At 37.5% G+C, this 15,299-nt stretch carries 17 protein-coding genes, 1 pseudogene and 1 riboswitch; of the genes and pseudogenes, 6 read left to right on the top strand and 12 right to left on the bottom strand.

Annotation, left to right across the window (positions count from 1 at the left end; genetic code table 11):
• Nucleotides 1–78 precede the first annotated feature (78 nt).
• Nucleotides 79–1,245, bottom strand: a complete 1,167-nt coding sequence (locus ACFQZ1_RS18720) for a cation:proton antiporter (protein WP_377883705.1) — start codon at nt 1,243–1,245, stop codon at nt 79–81.
• 350 nt (nt 1,246–1,595) lie between these two features.
• Between ACFQZ1_RS18720 and ACFQZ1_RS18715 the strand changes: the two genes are divergently transcribed.
• A complete protein-coding gene (locus ACFQZ1_RS18715) occupies nt 1,596–2,519 on the top strand; it encodes an alpha/beta hydrolase (RefSeq protein WP_377883704.1) in 924 nt (307 codons plus the stop codon).
• Nucleotides 2,520–2,598: 79 nt separating this feature from the next.
• Here the strand turns inward: ACFQZ1_RS18715 and ACFQZ1_RS18710 are convergent, their stop codons facing one another.
• Both ACFQZ1_RS18710 and ACFQZ1_RS18705 read right to left on the bottom strand, forming a co-directional pair.
• Nucleotides 2,599–3,057 (bottom strand): DUF4352 domain-containing protein, encoded by a 459-nt coding sequence (locus tag ACFQZ1_RS18710; protein ID WP_377883703.1) that lies wholly within the window; start codon nt 3,055–3,057, stop codon nt 2,599–2,601.
• A gap of 224 nt (nt 3,058–3,281) precedes the next feature.
• Nucleotides 3,282–3,524: a DUF2552 family protein gene (locus ACFQZ1_RS18705; protein ID WP_377883702.1), complete on the bottom strand. Its 243-nt coding sequence runs from the start codon at nt 3,522–3,524 to the stop codon at nt 3,282–3,284.
• A 143-nt stretch (nt 3,525–3,667) separates the two neighbouring features.
• Here ACFQZ1_RS18705 and ACFQZ1_RS18700 point away from each other — a divergent pair, with 143 nt between their 5' ends.
• A complete protein-coding gene (locus ACFQZ1_RS18700; protein ID WP_098310653.1) occupies nt 3,668–3,871 on the top strand; it encodes a CDGSH iron-sulfur domain-containing protein in 204 nt (67 codons plus the stop codon).
• 34 nt (nt 3,872–3,905) lie between these two features.
• Here ACFQZ1_RS18700 and crcB (ACFQZ1_RS18695) read toward each other — a convergent pair whose 3' ends face one another.
• Together crcB (ACFQZ1_RS18695) and crcB (ACFQZ1_RS18690) are read right to left on the bottom strand one after the other, a co-directional pair.
• Nucleotides 3,906–4,259 (bottom strand): fluoride efflux transporter CrcB, encoded by a 354-nt coding sequence (crcB, locus tag ACFQZ1_RS18695; protein ID WP_377883701.1) that lies wholly within the window; start codon nt 4,257–4,259, stop codon nt 3,906–3,908.
• Nucleotides 4,256–4,663, bottom strand: coding sequence for a fluoride efflux transporter CrcB (gene crcB / locus ACFQZ1_RS18690; protein WP_377883700.1), 408 nt, complete (start codon nt 4,661–4,663; stop codon nt 4,256–4,258). The genes crcB (ACFQZ1_RS18695) and crcB (ACFQZ1_RS18690) overlap by 4 nt, the downstream gene beginning before the upstream one ends.
• Nucleotides 4,664–4,829: 166 nt before the next feature.
• A riboswitch (FMN riboswitch) is annotated at nt 4,830–4,973 on the top strand.
• 266 nt (nt 4,974–5,239) lie between these two features.
• On the opposite strand from crcB (ACFQZ1_RS18690), the gene ribD reads away from it, so the two are divergent.
• The 4 genes from ribD to ribH are packed head-to-tail and all read left to right on the top strand — an operon-like array spanning nt 5,240 to nt 8,667.
• Nucleotides 5,240–6,352, top strand: a complete 1,113-nt coding sequence (gene ribD / locus ACFQZ1_RS18685) for a bifunctional diaminohydroxyphosphoribosylaminopyrimidine deaminase/5-amino-6-(5-phosphoribosylamino)uracil reductase RibD (RefSeq protein WP_377883699.1) — start codon at nt 5,240–5,242, stop codon at nt 6,350–6,352.
• Nucleotides 6,333–6,977, top strand: a complete 645-nt coding sequence (gene ribE / locus ACFQZ1_RS18680) for a riboflavin synthase (protein ID WP_377883698.1) — start codon at nt 6,333–6,335, stop codon at nt 6,975–6,977. The genes ribD and ribE overlap by 20 nt, the downstream gene beginning before the upstream one ends.
• A gap of 12 nt (nt 6,978–6,989) precedes the next feature.
• The gene (locus ACFQZ1_RS18675; RefSeq protein ID WP_377883697.1) at nt 6,990–8,183 is read left to right on the top strand and encodes a bifunctional 3,4-dihydroxy-2-butanone-4-phosphate synthase/GTP cyclohydrolase II; all 1,194 of its coding nucleotides are present in this window, start codon (nt 6,990–6,992) and stop codon (nt 8,181–8,183) included.
• Nucleotides 8,184–8,205: 22 nt separating this feature from the next.
• Nucleotides 8,206–8,667, top strand: coding sequence for a 6,7-dimethyl-8-ribityllumazine synthase (ribH, locus tag ACFQZ1_RS18670; protein WP_377883696.1), 462 nt, complete (start codon nt 8,206–8,208; stop codon nt 8,665–8,667).
• Between the two features lie 254 nt (nt 8,668–8,921).
• On the opposite strand, the pseudogene ACFQZ1_RS18665 reads toward ribH, so the two are convergent.
• The 7 genes and pseudogenes from ACFQZ1_RS18665 to bioA all read right to left on the bottom strand — a co-directional run.
• A pseudogene (locus tag ACFQZ1_RS18665) lies at nt 8,922–9,143 on the bottom strand (hypothetical protein); the annotation flags it as partial.
• A gap of 307 nt (nt 9,144–9,450) precedes the next feature.
• Entirely contained in the window at nt 9,451–10,449 is a 999-nt protein-coding gene (bioB, locus tag ACFQZ1_RS18660) for a biotin synthase BioB (RefSeq protein WP_377883695.1), read from the bottom strand.
• Entirely contained in the window at nt 10,403–11,260 is an 858-nt protein-coding gene (bioC, locus tag ACFQZ1_RS18655; protein WP_377883694.1) for a malonyl-ACP O-methyltransferase BioC, read from the bottom strand. The genes bioB and bioC overlap by 47 nt, the downstream gene beginning before the upstream one ends.
• The gene (locus ACFQZ1_RS18650; protein ID WP_377883693.1) at nt 11,226–11,975 is read right to left on the bottom strand and encodes an alpha/beta fold hydrolase; all 750 of its coding nucleotides are present in this window, start codon (nt 11,973–11,975) and stop codon (nt 11,226–11,228) included. Before ACFQZ1_RS18650 ends, bioC begins: the two co-directional genes overlap by 35 nt.
• On the bottom strand, nt 11,972–13,159 hold the full coding sequence (gene bioF / locus ACFQZ1_RS18645) for an 8-amino-7-oxononanoate synthase (RefSeq protein ID WP_377883692.1): 1,188 nt from the start codon (nt 13,157–13,159) through the stop codon (nt 11,972–11,974). The genes ACFQZ1_RS18650 and bioF overlap by 4 nt, the downstream gene beginning before the upstream one ends.
• Nucleotides 13,125–13,853, bottom strand: a complete 729-nt coding sequence (gene bioD / locus ACFQZ1_RS18640; RefSeq protein WP_377883691.1) for a dethiobiotin synthase — start codon at nt 13,851–13,853, stop codon at nt 13,125–13,127. Before bioD ends, bioF begins: the two co-directional genes overlap by 35 nt.
• Entirely contained in the window at nt 13,853–15,277 is a 1,425-nt protein-coding gene (bioA, locus tag ACFQZ1_RS18635; protein ID WP_377883690.1) for an adenosylmethionine--8-amino-7-oxononanoate transaminase, read from the bottom strand. Before bioA ends, bioD begins: the two co-directional genes overlap by 1 nt.
• Between the last annotated feature and the right edge of the window lie 22 nt (nt 15,278–15,299).

The following is a 15,299-nucleotide window of genomic DNA, read 5'->3' as shown; positions in this document are numbered from 1 at the left end:
TTTACCGTAAAACAAAATAAAGCTAACGTCAAGATTATTGTTGTATATTTCTGAAAATTGTTACATAAAAAGAAGTGCTTACACAGCACTCCTTTTCTCCTTCAATTGCTTGTCTTTTATCGCAAATGCTTTCTTCAACATTGGCGGTGTAATCATCGTTGTCAAAATAACAACAATAACAATGGCTGTAAAGTAATCTTGCGCTAATAATCCTGATGCCAAGCCTTGTCCTGCAATAATCAAGGCTACTTCGCCACGTGAAATCATTCCAGATCCAATGATTGTAGAAGACTGTAAATCAAAACCTGTCATACGTGCTCCAAGACCACAACCAGCCAATTTCGTTAACACAGCAATTATTGTTAAAATGACGATAAACCAAACTTTATCTCCAATTCCTGCAAACGTAATATTCATTCCAATACTTACAAAGAAAATAGGAACAAACATTGCATAAGCAATTGGTTCTACTTTCTTTTCAACTTCATGTTTATAATCTGTTTGAGAGATAGCAATCCCTGCCGCAAACGCTCCGATAATTCCCGCTATTCCTAGTAATTCTCCAAAATAAGCAAAGGAGAAACAAATAATAAGGGCTGCGCTAATAATAGATTCTGACACACGAAGTGGAGAAAGTAAGCGCATGATCATCGGAACGCCTTTCCATCCGATTAGGATAATGGCCGCAAAGAAGACAACCTTTTTCAAAATAACCATTGTTAAATTCACATCATCTGCACCTAAAAAACTCATGGCAAATGCAAGTAAAATAACAACAAGGATATCATCAAATACAGCTGCGCCAAGCATTGTTGTACTTTCACGCGTTTTCATTTTCCCTAAATCCCGAAGCGTTTGCACAGAGATACTAACGCTAGTTGCACAAAGAAGTAAGCCTAAAAAGACAGCATTCGCTTGTTCCATTCCAATCACAAGTCCGGCAACATAACCACCTAGAAACGGCATAATAATCCCACCAACTGCTACTGCTAAAGAAGAATTACGATTTTCATTTAGTTCCTTTAAATCCGTTTCTAAACCAGCCATAAACATGAGGAGAATAACTCCAACTTCACTTAATTGCTTCAGTAAATCCGTATTATCAATTAATCCTAATACTGCCGGACCAATCATAATACCAACTATAAGTTTTCCAAGTACAGACGGTTGCCCTAGCCTGACACTTAAATCACCTGCAAGCTTTGTACTTAGCAAAATTACTGCTAATTGAAAGAAAAATATCATCTCATCTCTCCTTTTCTTATCTTTCTCATTGGAATAATTATAATTATATATGTTTTATATTAGTCTGTGAAATTATCAAATTGGCCACTTTGTGCAATTATTACATTGATTTTCAATCAATAAATTCCTGTTGAAAAAAAACTTCCTATTTATAAAATAGAGTTATTTTTCCTAAGTAATCCTTTAATTAATCTTACATATTTTTTATCAAATTTAATTTTAAGTAAGATTTTAGTCTATGAAGTCAATCTTCTTTTTCTTTTTTATCCTTCTTTTTGCCTTTTTCACCTTTTTTATATTCTTATGATACAATGTATTTATCATATGTACTGTAGCTTGGAGGATGGGGTATGAGAGCGTTTTTGAAAACATTATTGACAATAGCAGGTACTCTTATTGGGGTTGGTATTTTCTTCACGAGTAAAGTCATGTATTTAAAGAAAAAAACAGAAGAAGAAATTTTAGAACGTGAAACAAAACAGCATTTTCGCTTAGAGGATTTTGAATCTCTCTCGAAAGAAGAAGTATACCTCTCTTCGCAATTTGGTTATAACATTCATGGTTACTATATTCCTACTAGCCATTCAAATAAGTTTATGATTTTTTGCCACGGTGTAACCGTCAACAAAATGAATTCCATAAAATATGCAAATTTATTTTTAAACAGAGGCTTCAATGTATTTATTTACGATCATCGTCGTCACGGACAAACAGGAGGCAAAACAACAAGTTACGGCTATTATGAAAAACACGATTTAAAAACGGTAGTAGATTGGCTCAAAAAACGATTCGGTTCAAATATTACACTTGGTATTCACGGTGAATCAATGGGAGCTGCAACATTATTACAATATGCAGGGGTGGTTGAAGATGGGGCTGATTTTTACATTGCCGACTGTCCATTCTCTGACTTTTACGAGCAACTTCAATACCGTTTAAAAGTTGAGTTCCATTTGCCAAAATGGCCTCTTTTACCAATAGCTAATACACTTTTAAAAGTGCGGGATGGCTATACACTTCATGAAATTTCTCCGATTGATTGTGTGAAAAATATTAAAAATCCTGTGTTGTTCATCCATAGTAAAGAAGATGAATACATTTTATGCAAGATGACACAAGCATTGTATGAAGCAAAAGAAGGCGCAAAAGAACTCTTTATTGCCGAAAAAGGCGCTCATGCTTGTTCGTATGCAGAAAATAAAGAAGAATATGAAACAGCAGTTGACCAATTTTTAACAACATATGTAAACAAAACAAAAAACAGGCTTGCATAAGCCTGTTTTTTGTTTCGCTACTTTTGGATAGTAAGAGCTTTCCATCAGCTGGAGATAGAAAACTGATGGAAGTTTCATCTTATTTTAGAGATAGAACAATCGGCTCATCTTTAGCAAAATCAGGAGCGAATAATAATTCAGATTCCACCTCTTCTTTAGGCATTTCAAATATAATACTCGTTTGCACTGAATCGTATGATTTTATCCTTGTATCATGCAATATACTTGGGTTCCTTTTCGTTTGAACGACTCCGTATATCTTTCCAGTCGTTGAAATAACATTAAACTGAGCGGGTTTAACAACAATACTTTTGTTTCTACTGTTTTTTAAAGAAAAGTTTATAACAAGTAGCGTGTGGTTTTGTTTCGCAGTCCACACATCATAATGCACTACACGACTTATATTTTTAATATTAAATTCTATCTGATAAGCGGATAAAACCCCTTTGACACTTGATTTATTAACCTGTTCTTCTCTATTACACCCAGCTATACAAAAGCATATGATGATACTTATTATGCTCAATCGTTTCCGCAACAACTTCCACCTTCTTTTGCTGTTTCTATCGATTGTATGATTTACACATTGCGCATTTTTATGCATATGAAAGATCTAATCTATAAATAAAAATACAATTGAGTCACCCGCATGATTACATAAAAAAGGCAAACTCATTTACCTATGAGTTTGCCTTTTTCTTATCTCAGCCAACAGTAAAAATCATTTCATTAGAAACGAACACCTACTAATAGCAGCTTATGTTACGCCAATACGTCTGTAACTTGATCCATATTTTCAGAAATCCATTTTACCGCTTCATCAAGTGATAGGAACTCTGTTGTTTGAAATGTGACTTCATCTTGTAATAACCATACATCCTTCACTTCTTGCTGCACACCAGCAATCGACCAATGAAGTAAGCTGTATGGATGATTATCGTTTAAAAACGATACCCACGTTCGCTCTTTTGCAATGTTTTGTAATGTACGTAATTGTTTGTTCATGTTTATGTTCACCTTAATATTTTTTCAGTATATAACTTATTATATCATTTCTATTTTCTCACAAAAAGCATTGTTTCTAAACATTGTCAAGTAATTCTAGTAAGTATATGATAGACATAAGCGTTTGGTAAGGAGGTGTAACAATGGAGAAAGTACAAATTAAAGTAAATAATAATGGTTCGTTCCGTATTACAGGGGATGTGGAACTAATCGATGCTGAAGGGAATGTATTTCCAGCTAAACCGGCATTTTCTCTATGCCGTTGTGGATTATCCCAAAATATGCCGTATTGCGATGGTTCACATAAAGGCAAATTTGAATCTGTTGTACGTGCACCGAAAGAATAAAAAACACGCGCACAAGAAAATGTGCGCGTATTTTTTACATGCCCCCAATATAAAAGCCAGCAAAAGCGCAACCAATACCTATTACATTACTCATAACAAAATATAGTAATGCCTTTTGCCCTTCTCGTTTATGTATAAGTTGTATCATTTCTAGTTGATACGTCGAAAACGTCGTGAATCCTCCCATAAACCCTGTACCACATAACAATATCCACATTTTAGCTACTTCAGCACCAAATAACATACCGAGTAAAAATGAGCCGATTATATTTATAAAAAATGTTCCATATGGAAAAGCATTTCCGTACTTTTCTTTCGCTACAGTACTAATAAAAAAACGTGTAATTGCACCGAAAAAGCCCCCGATACCGACAAGTAGAATATTCATATGTCTCCTTCTTTCTTCAACCTGTGTTCATACAGCATATTCCCAGCATAAAATCCACTAAAAGCTAAAAGTAATCCCCCTATCATACTTGCGCCCACATATAAAAATGCCATTGTGAATGCTTCATGCCGCAACAACTTCATCGTTTCCACACTAAACGTTGAAAATGTTGTAAACGCACCAATTATTCCTGTACCAACAGCACTTATCATAAGCGGTGAAACTTGTTTCATCCGAAAAACAGACATCGTTAAGAATGCTAATAAAAAGCTACCACTCATATTGGCTAACCATGTTGCTAATGGAAAACCAGCAGAAGATGTTGGTTCAAGCAATTGGCCTACTCCATAGCGAGCCAAAGCTCCAATAATACCGCCTATTCCTACAGCAATATATTTTTTCATACTCTCACCTCGTTTTAAACACGATATAAAACCTTTTCTACACTAATATAGCAAATTAATCCCGCCGCTAATGCAGCTTTAGCTTCTCCTTTATTTTCACATAATTCTTCACATTAGAATATTTTTTATAGCCTTTTGTCTTTTTTGTGCTATAATGTGAGCAAACAGCATCCTTCGGGGTCGGGTGAAATTCCCAACCGGCGGTGATGAAGTTCACACTTCTAAGTCCGTGACCCGTTTTCAAGTTGAAAACGGTGGATCTAGTGAGAATCTAGAACCGACAGTATAGTCTGGATGGGAGAAGGATATGTTTTCTAGTACGTATAATAGGATACAACGTTTATTTCAGCATGTGTATTTGTATTGTTTATTTTTAAACATACACTTGTTTTCTTTCGTATACTATTTGTTTCTCTGCTGAAATAACGGGATAACACTAGCATGTGAAAAATTCGATATTTGCTAGGTTTCTTAAGCATACTCTCGTATCCTTCTTATATTTCTAGAAACATCGTCTCTCTCAACCCCAAGGATTATGTCCTTGGGGTTTTTTGATTTTTTTAGAGAGGTGAGTTTATGACAGATCAAGAATATATGGCACTTGCTTTGCAATTAGCAAAAAATACAGCTGGTCAAACAAGTCCTAATCCAATGGTCGGTGCTGTTGTTGTAAAAGATGGAAATATCATTGGAGTAGGAGCCCATTTACGAGCAGGAACTGAACACGCAGAAGTTCACGCTCTTCAGATGGCGGGTGAACAAGCTCATGGCGCAACAGTGTACGTAACATTAGAACCGTGCAGTCATCACGGAAAAACGCCTCCCTGCTGTGATTTACTTATAGCCAAAAACGTCAAACGAGTGGTCATCGCAGTACTCGATAGTAATCCACTCGTTTCAGGTCAAGGTGTCAAGCGTTTACAAGAGGCTGGAATTGACGTAACAATTGGTGTACTCGAAAAAGAAGCAAAAGAATTAAATCGTTACTTTTTTCACTACATGAAAACAAAGCGTCCATTTGTAACCTTAAAAACAGCAATGAGCCTAGATGGAAAAATTGCTACTAGTACAGGGGAAAGTAAGTGGATTACAAGTGAACCATCGCGGGCTGATGTACATCGTTATCGCCATACACACGATGCCATTCTCGTTGGTGTAAATACAATCATTACCGATAATCCGCATTTAACAACGCGCCTTGTAAATGGCGGAAAAAATCCGATTCGCATCGTACTTGATACGCATTTGCGAACTCCACTTTCATCTCATGTAATTACAGATGGAGAGGTGCCAACATGGATTGTTGTGGGAAATGGCGTTTCCAACGACAAAATTTCAAAATTCCAATCTGATATGGTATCTGTATTACAAATGAAGACGAGTAACATTGAAATAAACGAACTGGTCGATCTTCTTGGAGAAAAAAATATTCTTTCTCTCTTTGTCGAAGGCGGACAAACTATTCATGCAAGTTTCTTAGAAGCAAAATGTTTTCAGGAACTGATTACGTATATTAGTCCAAAACTAATTGGTGGTAAAGATGCCCCAACATGGTTTGGCGGAAATGGTTTTACAAAACTGCAAGATGCACTTACCTTGCATATTCAATCGATGGAACAAATCGGCGACGATATAAAAGTAGTTGCCACTCCAAGAAAAGAGGTGCCTTATGTTCACAGGAATTGTTGAGGAACTCGGAACGATTGCTACCATGCAACAAACCGGTGAAGCAATGCAACTTACAATTTCGGCACAGACAATTTTGTCAGACGTAAACTTAGGTGACAGCATTGCTGTAAACGGGATATGTTTAACCGTCACTTCTTTTACAACACACTCTTTTACCGTTGATGTCATGCCAGAGACGATGCGAGCAACTTCACTGCAAACTCTTAGCCGCGGTTCAAAAGTAAATTTAGAGCGTGCTATGAGTGCAAACGGCCGCTTCGGTGGACATTTCGTTACAGGACATATTGACGGTATTGGAACAATTGTTGATAAAAGGCGGAGCTATAATGCCGTATATTACAAAATACAATTACCAAATGAACTACTTCGCTATTGTTTACAAAAAGGATCTGTTGCCATTGACGGTACGAGTCTTACAATTTTTGGTGTTGATGACTCTTCTATCACAATCTCCCTCATTCCACACACGTTAAGTCAGTCAGTAATCGGAAAGAAAACTGTCGGCGATATCGTGAATGTTGAGTGCGATATGATTGGAAAATATATTGAACGTTTTATTACAAAGCCAGCACCTAAAAAAAGTTCACTTACAGAAAGCTTTTTACAAGACAACGGATTCCTATAAGGAGGAAATGAAATGTTTCATCGTATTGAAGAAGCACTAGAAGATTTAAAGCAAGGAAAAGTTGTCATCGTATGTGATGATGAACATAGAGAAAACGAAGGGGATTTTATTGCCTTAGGTGAGTACATTACACCGGAAACAATCAATTTCATGATTACACATGGGCGCGGTCTTGTATGTGTTCCGATTACAGAAGAATATGCCGATCGTTTGGAGCTAAAGCCAATGGTTTCAAATAATACAGATTCTCACGGCACTGCCTTTACAGTTAGCATCGATCACATTTCAACAACAACTGGTATTAGTGCTCATGAACGTGCAACAACTGTACGTGAGCTACTAAACCCAAAGGCGAAAGCAAGTGATTTTAAGCGTCCTGGACATATTTTTCCATTAATCGCAAAAACAGGTGGTGTTCTTCGCCGTGCTGGGCATACAGAAGCTGCTGTAGATTTAGCAACATTATGCGGTGCAGAACCAGCAGGTGTCATTTGTGAAATTATAAATGAAGATGGTACGATGGCACGCGTTCCTGATTTATTAGAGATCGCAAAGCAATTTAATCTCAAAATGATTACAATCGAAGACTTAATTGCATATCGCCGTCATCATGAAACGTTAGTGCAGCGTGAAGTGGAAATTACTTTACCAACGGAATTTGGTACATTCCAAGCAATTGGCTACTCCAATTCTCTTGACGATAAAGAACATATCGCTCTTATAAAAGGAGATGTTTCCACAGGTGAACCAACTCTTGTACGCGTCCATTCTGAATGTTTAACTGGCGATGTATTTGGATCCTGCCGCTGCGACTGTGGTCCGCAGCTTCATGCAGCTCTTGCTCGAATTGAACAAGAAGGAAAAGGGGTTCTTCTATACATGCGTCAAGAAGGACGCGGCATTGGACTGCTTAATAAATTACGCGCATATAAGCTGCAAGAAGAAGGTTACGATACTGTAGAAGCAAATGAAAAACTTGGCTTTGCAGCTGATCTTCGCGATTATGGTATTGGCGCACAAATTTTAAAAGATTTAGGATTACAGCAACTTCGTCTTTTAACAAATAATCCTCGTAAAATCGCAGGTTTACAAGGTTATGATCTAGAAGTTGTTGAGCGCGTACCATTGCAAATGCCAACAAAAGAAGAAAATAAGGCATATTTACAAACGAAATCAACAAAATTAGGTCACTTATTAAATTTATAATAGATTAAGGGAGAGATACATTATGGTATTCGAAGGTCATTTAGTTGGTACAGGATTAAAAGTAGGTATTGTCGTTGGTCGTTTTAACGAATTTATTACAAGCAAACTATTAGGCGGTGCCTTAGACGGTTTAAAGCGTCATGGAGTAGAAGAAAATAATATTGATGTCGCTTGGGTTCCTGGTGCATTTGAAATTCCATTAATCGCAAAAAAAATGGCAAACAGCGGACAATACGATGCAGTTATTACACTTGGAACAGTGATTCGCGGTGCAACAACGCATTATGATTATGTTTGTAATGAAGTTGCAAAAGGTGTCGCTTCTCTCTCGTTACAAACAGAAATCCCAGTTATCTTCGGCGTATTAACAACAGAAACAATTGAACAAGCAATTGAACGTGCTGGTACAAAAGCTGGAAATAAAGGCTGGGAATCTGCTGTTGCAGCTATTGAAATGGCAAACCTATCCCGTCAGTGGGCATAAAGTGAAACTTCCTCTTGGGAGGTGCTTTTCCTCACAAGAGGTTAGTTGAACCAATCGGGTTCTTATGGCTGGTTATGTCTTCTTCCTGCTCTTACTTCTTACCAGCCGTTTGAGCGGGATAAAGTGAAACTTCCTCTTGGGAGGTGCTTTTCCTCACAAGAGGTTAGTTGAACCAATCGGGCTCTTATGGCTGGTTAGGTTTCGAGCAAACAACAAAAAGAGGCTTCGGCCTCTTTTTGTTTTCTTATTTTTTATTTTCTCTGTTCCTCTTGCACAATATGAAGCTCTCTACCCACTTCTTTTAAATCATTTCTCTCTGTTTCAATTCCAAAATGCTCAGCTTGATACCAAAAATGCTGCTCAATTCTCGCTTGTATACCTTTCTGTTCAGGATTTTGAATTGCTTTCACTGGGTCTGCACTAATTGCTTTTAACAAAATAAGAAAGCTCATAACTGCTAATACATATTTATGCATGCAAATCCCTCCAAACCATTGTTAATATCTCTCTTACTATGTACAATTGCGGAGTGGGAAATTCGGTCACGTATTATGGTTATCTTCTTACAAATTGAATGACCATGAGGGTTATATACGTTTTATTACATTTTATTTACAAAAAAGAAAGCTCCTATATCAAGAGCTTTCTTCCTTAATCTTTATTGATTTTTTACAACTACGATCTATGTAACTTTATCCCGCACTAACGGGCAGTAAGAGCCCGATTGTTTCAACTAACCATCAGCGGGGGATGAAGCTCCCCACTGATGGAAGTTTCACTTTATTACAACGCACATTCCTCAATCTCAAATCCTAAATCTTCAATCATTCCCCAATCTGATGTTGGTTCTTGACCAGCTGTCGTTAAATAATCACCAACAAAGATTGAATTTGCAGCAAATAAACCAAGCGGTTGAACAGAGCGTAAGTTAATTTCACGTCCACCAGAAATCCGAATTTCTTTTGACGGATTCACAAAGCGCATCATTGCTAATACTTTCAAGCACTCTATTGGTGTTAATTCTTTTTGCCCTTCTAACGGCGTTCCATTTACAGCAACAAGGAAATTGCATGGGATAGAATCCGCATCTAAGCGTTTTAATTCAAATGCAATTTCTACACGCTGCTCCTTTGTTTCCCCCATTCCGAAAATAGCACCCGAACATGGTGATATACCCGCATGCTTCGCTTTTTCAACTGTATCAACACGATCGTCATACGTATGAGTTGAGCAAATACTCTCATAATTATCTACATGCGTATTTAAATTGTGATTGTAACGATGCACACCAGCTTCTGCAAGACGCTCCGCTTGATCTTCATTTAAAAAGCCCAAACAACAGCAAATCTTCAAATCAGTCGTATCACGGATTTCTTTTACTGCTCCAATGACATGTTCTACTTCTTTATTAGTTGGACGGCGACCGGAAGCAACAATACAATATGTACCTGCCTTACGGCGAACCGCTTCATGTGCACCTTCTACAATCTTCTCTTGCGTTAACCAAGCATACTTATCAATTGGGGCCTCTGATACGATTGATTGGGAACAATATCCACAATCTTCTGGACATAAACCAGACTTCGTATTAATAATCATATTTAGTTTTACCTTTTTTCCAAAATAATGATGACGAATCACATACGCAGCATTCATAATTTCTAAAATTTCTTCATCATTTGCTTGCAATATATTTAGTGCTTCTTCTTTCGTTACAGCTCTTCCTTGCACTACCTCAGATGCGATTTGCTTCCAATTTGTTTTCGTTTGTACATGTTTCATTTGTTCTCTTCCCCTCTTTTTTCATATAAGAAAATAAAGCATGATATGTTGCTGCAATTCTTCCATCTTCCATAAAATCTTGTTCATATATGCGAAGCATACTACGAAAAATGGAAGGACTTTGGCAATAAGATCCTTCGTTACTGTTCGTAGCCCCAACCTTACGAATGGATTGTAAAAACTCACGAACTGTAGCGAAGGTTTCTATGTAACATGTTTCAGCAACATGTATATCCCCTGTTATTCTTTTACATAATCCTTGCAACTGCAGTCCTGTTAAAAAGGTTTGACCAACAGTTGTTTCATCCTCTATTGCACATGCTATTTTTGCACGTTGAAATGACGTATGTAGCTCATGAAACGTTTTATATCCAAATGTTGAAAACAGTAGCACACCATCTTCACATAAATTTTTATATAAATTCGCTAATACAGCTGATAAATCATTTAACCATTGAAACGTTGCATTAGATATCATCACATCATATTTTTCATAAAGTTTAATATGTTCAATGTCTTCACATCGAAATGTAACAGACTCCATATTGCAATGCATTTTTGCTTTCGCAATCATGCTTTCTGCAAAATCAACAGCTGTAATCGTCGCATTCGGAAAAAATGTCGCTAGTTTCTCTGTTACATAACCTGTGCCGCATCCAAGCTCTAAAATACGAATCCGCGCTGCTGCATCGTAATGTTCTCTCATATAAGTAAGCATTTGGTCTGCCATCTTTTTTTGTACATTTGCATATTGATCATAGGATACAGCAGCTTGATTAAATCGTTTTTGTAATAACGTCTTGTTGATCATTTTGTTGTATCCCCCTTACAAACTGTAGAATTTCCTTAGCACATCGTTCTGGATGCGTGATACAAAGTGCATGTCCAGCTTCCTCTATAATCGTTAGTGATGCATTTGTTTTTTTGCGTATATACTGCGCTGCAGACGGAGGACAAATGGCATCAGCTTTTCCATGAAGAAGTAATAACGGAACATCTATTTGCTGCAGCTGTTCTCTTACATCTGTTTCTATTAAGTAATCCAGTCCACATTGCAAAGAATAAATTGAATCACCTTGAAACTCCTCAACTATTTTTAAAAATGCCTGCTCCTCTCCAATTTCCTGCTCCGTCTTTGAAAACATGTTCACGTAAAATCTTTTTAACGTAACGTCTTTTTGTTTAAGAAGATTTCGTTTCATCCTTTCAACAAAAGACCCTTTCCATCCATGTACATAATCGGAGTCTATTGTAAATTTCGCTGTTCCTCCTAATAAAACAATCCCTTTCGTTTGCAATAAATTATAAACTTGAAGAGCCGCCAACGCCCCAAGTGACCAGCCAACTAAAATCACTTCTTTATCTTTAGCTACCTCTATAATTCGTCGCATGAAATCCTTTTGGTCTTCAACGTTCCGCCAATGAACAATATGTATCGGAAATTCATGTAAATATGGAAAGAAAGATTCCCAAATTTGTTCCTCCATACCCCATCCAGGAATAAGCACAATGCTAAGTTGCTTCATGAAATCACCCCTTCTTCCTTTCCAATTTGTACAATTCGCTGAACTGCCCATTGTAAATCATCATTCGTATGCTGCGCTGTTACAGCAAACCGAATGCGTGAACTATACTGCGGAACAGTAGGGGGACGAATGGCAATTGCTGCTATTCCCGCTTCTTGCAATTTCATACTAAAACGAAGCGTTGCCTCATTGGAACCCACGATAACAGGAACAATATGCGTAGTGCTATCTCCAATATGAAAACCAGCCTCTTGCAACGCAGTACGAAAATATACGCCATTTTCTATTAACCTTTGACGATATGTTTCATCTTTGCTAACAATCTCAATTGCTTTCCCAATTGCTCCAAGCACTCCTGGAGGTAAAGCAGTTGTAAAAATAAAACCACGCATAGTATTTATCATATAATCAATACAGACCGCATTTCCGGCAATATAAGCACCGTAACACCCCAGCGCTTTACTAAATGTGCCCATATGAATATCTATTCGCTTTGCTAATTCCGAATGGTTATGAGCAAGGCCCGCTCCTTTCTTGCCATATATCCCGCTAGCGTGGGCCTCATCAATCATAAGAAGTGCTCCATATTTTTCTTTTAGCATAACTAAATGTTCCAAATGAGCTGTATCTCCATCCATACTAAAAATAGTATCTGTGACAATAAGCTTTCGTTTCTCTGCTGGAGCAGATTTAAGCAATCTCTCTAAATGTTCCAGATCATTATGACGATAGCGCTTATGCTCTGCACCACTTAATACAATGCCATCTACAATACTTGCATGATTAAGCTTATCGCTATACACAATGTCATGCCGGCTTACAAGCGAAGAAATTGCTCCAACATTTGCCGTATAGCCGCTATTTACAAGTAGTGCCTTTTCTGTTTCTTTCCATACGCATATACGTTGTTCAATTTCTTCATATAACGGGTAGTTACCTACAACAAGACGGGATGCTGTCGCTCCAGCTCCATATCTTTTTATTGCTTCCATTGCAGCTTCTTTTAATCGTTCATCTCCGGCTAATCCTAAGTAATTGTTTGAAGCTAAATTTAACAATCGCTTTCCATTACGAACGAGCCACGCCTTTTCTGCGTGCTCCGTCACAAATAATTTTCGGCGCTGTGATGTTTCTGTAAGATTCGTTAATTTAGACTGAAAATGAGCTTCCCATACTGGATTCATGACGTAAAAACTCCTCTAAACTTGAGATAGCAATGCTCTCTTCTGCTGCTTGTAATAGTTCATTTCGCGTAAAGCCCTCACGAAGCGCTGGTAGTAGTCCAATAACTGGTACATCACTTAACTCTTCAATCATTTTTTTATTTTCTAGCACTCTCTCTTTTTCATATTGTTGGCATCCAGAAAAAATGACACCTGCGACTGATAGTCCGTGTGCTTTTGCATAAGAAATGGTTAAAATAGTATGATTTACTGTACCAAGTGTTGGACGTGCTACAATGAGCAATGGTAATTGCAGTTGTTTCGCAAAATCGACCACGAGCGCATCTTCTGTGTAAGGAACTACAAGCCCACCAGCACCTTCTACAAGCAAAGAATCAAATTGTTTTGACAATTTTCCATAATGCTTCGTAATATCAGACAATAACACCCGTCTTCCTGCCCGTTGCATGGCTAAGCGAGGTGCAAGGGGTTCTTCAATCGAATAAGGACAAATCTCCTCGCATGATGTTATCACACCTGCCGCTGCTTTCAAGCGGGCAGCATCACCTTCTGGATCGGAAGAAAGGTGACCGCTTTGCAATGGTTTATACACACCGATATTATGTCCGCGCTGACGGAGTACACCTGCTAATGCACCTGTTACAACTGTTTTACCGACTTCAGTATCAGTTGCTGTTACAAAGAAACCACTCATCATTCTCCCTCCGTTACCTCTTGAATTGCTTGATGTAAAATCGTAATCATATCGTCAAGTTCTTCTATTGTAGAAGCGAGCGGCGGCATAAATACAACAACATTTCCTAACGGACGAAGAATCATACCTAAATCACGTGCTCTTCTACAAACCTTCACACCCATTTGTTCCCGCCAAGAATACTCTTCTTTCGTTTCTTTGTTTTGTACGAGTTCAAGACCAATCATAAAACCACGCTGACGAATATCTCCCACATGTTTAAATTCATGAAAAACTTCTAACTGCTTCGCAATATATTCCGCTTTATGAGCAACAGCTTCTATAAGATTTGTAGTTTCAAATAATTTCAAATTCGCAAGTGCTACTGCACAACCTAATGGATTCCCTGTATAACTATGACCATGGAAAAATGTTTTTTGCTCCTCATAGTCACCTAAAAAAGCATTATAAATTTCATCTGTCGTTACTGTAATTGCAACTGGTAAATATCCTCCAGTTAACCCTTTTCCAGCTGTTAATATATCCGGTGTAATGCCCTCATGTTCACATGCAAACATTTTACCCGTTCTGCCAAATCCTGTGGCTACTTCATCTGTAATAAGAAGAACATTGTAGGCTGTACAAAGTTCTCGCAATCCTTTTAAATAGCCCTCTGGCATTGTAATAATGCCGCTTGCTCCTTGTACAAGAGGTTCTACAATAACAGCTGCTACTTCTTCGTGATTTTGTTGCAACATCTCTTCCATTTCTTCTAAATGTTTTTTCACAATAACTTGTTGATTTTCCCCATAAGGAGAACGATATGTATACGGATATGGTACTTTTAACGTATCAAATAGAAGTGTACTATACACTTGGTGAAACATATCAATAGCTCCAACAGATACCGCTCCAATTGTGTCACCATGATACGCTTCTTTCATCGTAATAAACTTTTTCTTTTCAGGTTTTCCTTTATGCTGCCAATATTGAAATGCCATTTTAATTGCAATCTCAACCGATGTGGCACCGGAATCAGAATAAAAAACTTTCTTCAGTCCATTTGGTACAATTTCAATAATTTTTTCGGCTAACAAAATACTTGGCACATTCGCAATACCTAGCAATGTAGAGTGCGCTATTTTATTTAATTGTTCACGAATAGCATCATCTAACTCTTGAACATGATGGCCGTGAACATTTAGCCAAATGGATGACACACCGTCCCAGTAGCCTTTTCCATTCACATCGTATAATTTTCTTCCTTCTCCTCGTTCAATAATGACAGGATCATCCTCCAAGAAATCTTTCATTTGGGTAAATGGATGCCACACATAGGCTTTATTTTTTTTAGCTAATTCCTCATATGTAAAAACTTGATCAATACTCCTTACAGTCACGATTGTCACCCCTAATGTTAACTTGTTTTTATTTAAGGTTAACATTGCAAAACAAACACTGTCAATT

It is taken from the genome of Bacillus sp. CGMCC 1.60114 (assembly GCF_042676365.1).
GTDB classification, from domain to species: Bacteria; Bacillota; Bacilli; order Bacillales; family Bacillaceae_G; genus Bacillus_A; species Bacillus_A rhizoplanae_A.
Note: the sequence above shows the minus strand (reverse complement) of the source record. Positions and strands in the feature narration are given on the sequence as shown.

Excerpts from the sequence above, each read along its gene's own strand:
- ACFQZ1_RS18705 (WP_377883702.1), bottom strand. The coding sequence starts at position 3,524 with ATGAACAAACAATTACGTACATTACAAAACATTGCAAAAGAGCGAACG.
- crcB (WP_377883700.1), bottom strand. The coding sequence starts at position 4,663 with ATGAAAAAATATATTGCTGTAGGAATAGGCGGTATTATTGGAGCTTTG.
- bioF (WP_377883692.1), bottom strand. The coding sequence starts at position 13,159 with ATGAATCCAGTATGGGAAGCTCATTTTCAGTCTAAATTAACGAATCTT.
- ACFQZ1_RS18675 (WP_377883697.1), top strand. The coding sequence starts at position 6,990 with ATGTTTCATCGTATTGAAGAAGCACTAGAAGATTTAAAGCAAGGAAAA.
- crcB (WP_377883701.1), bottom strand. The coding sequence starts at position 4,259 with ATGAATATTCTACTTGTCGGTATCGGGGGCTTTTTCGGTGCAATTACA.
- ribH (WP_377883696.1), top strand. The coding sequence starts at position 8,206 with ATGGTATTCGAAGGTCATTTAGTTGGTACAGGATTAAAAGTAGGTATT.
- bioD (WP_377883691.1), bottom strand. The coding sequence starts at position 13,853 with ATGAGTGGTTTCTTTGTAACAGCAACTGATACTGAAGTCGGTAAAACA.
- ACFQZ1_RS18720 (WP_377883705.1), bottom strand. The coding sequence starts at position 1,245 with ATGATATTTTTCTTTCAATTAGCAGTAATTTTGCTAAGTACAAAGCTT.
- ACFQZ1_RS18715 (WP_377883704.1), top strand. The coding sequence starts at position 1,596 with ATGAGAGCGTTTTTGAAAACATTATTGACAATAGCAGGTACTCTTATT.
- bioA (WP_377883690.1), bottom strand. The coding sequence starts at position 15,277 with ATGTTAACCTTAAATAAAAACAAGTTAACATTAGGGGTGACAATCGTG.
- bioC (WP_377883694.1), bottom strand. The coding sequence starts at position 11,260 with ATGATCAACAAGACGTTATTACAAAAACGATTTAATCAAGCTGCTGTA.
- ribD (WP_377883699.1), top strand. The coding sequence starts at position 5,240 with ATGACAGATCAAGAATATATGGCACTTGCTTTGCAATTAGCAAAAAAT.
- ribE (WP_377883698.1), top strand. The coding sequence starts at position 6,333 with ATGTTCACAGGAATTGTTGAGGAACTCGGAACGATTGCTACCATGCAA.
- bioB (WP_377883695.1), bottom strand. The coding sequence starts at position 10,449 with ATGAAACATGTACAAACGAAAACAAATTGGAAGCAAATCGCATCTGAG.
- ACFQZ1_RS18700 (WP_098310653.1), top strand. The coding sequence starts at position 3,668 with ATGGAGAAAGTACAAATTAAAGTAAATAATAATGGTTCGTTCCGTATT.
- ACFQZ1_RS18650 (WP_377883693.1), bottom strand. The coding sequence starts at position 11,975 with ATGAAGCAACTTAGCATTGTGCTTATTCCTGGATGGGGTATGGAGGAA.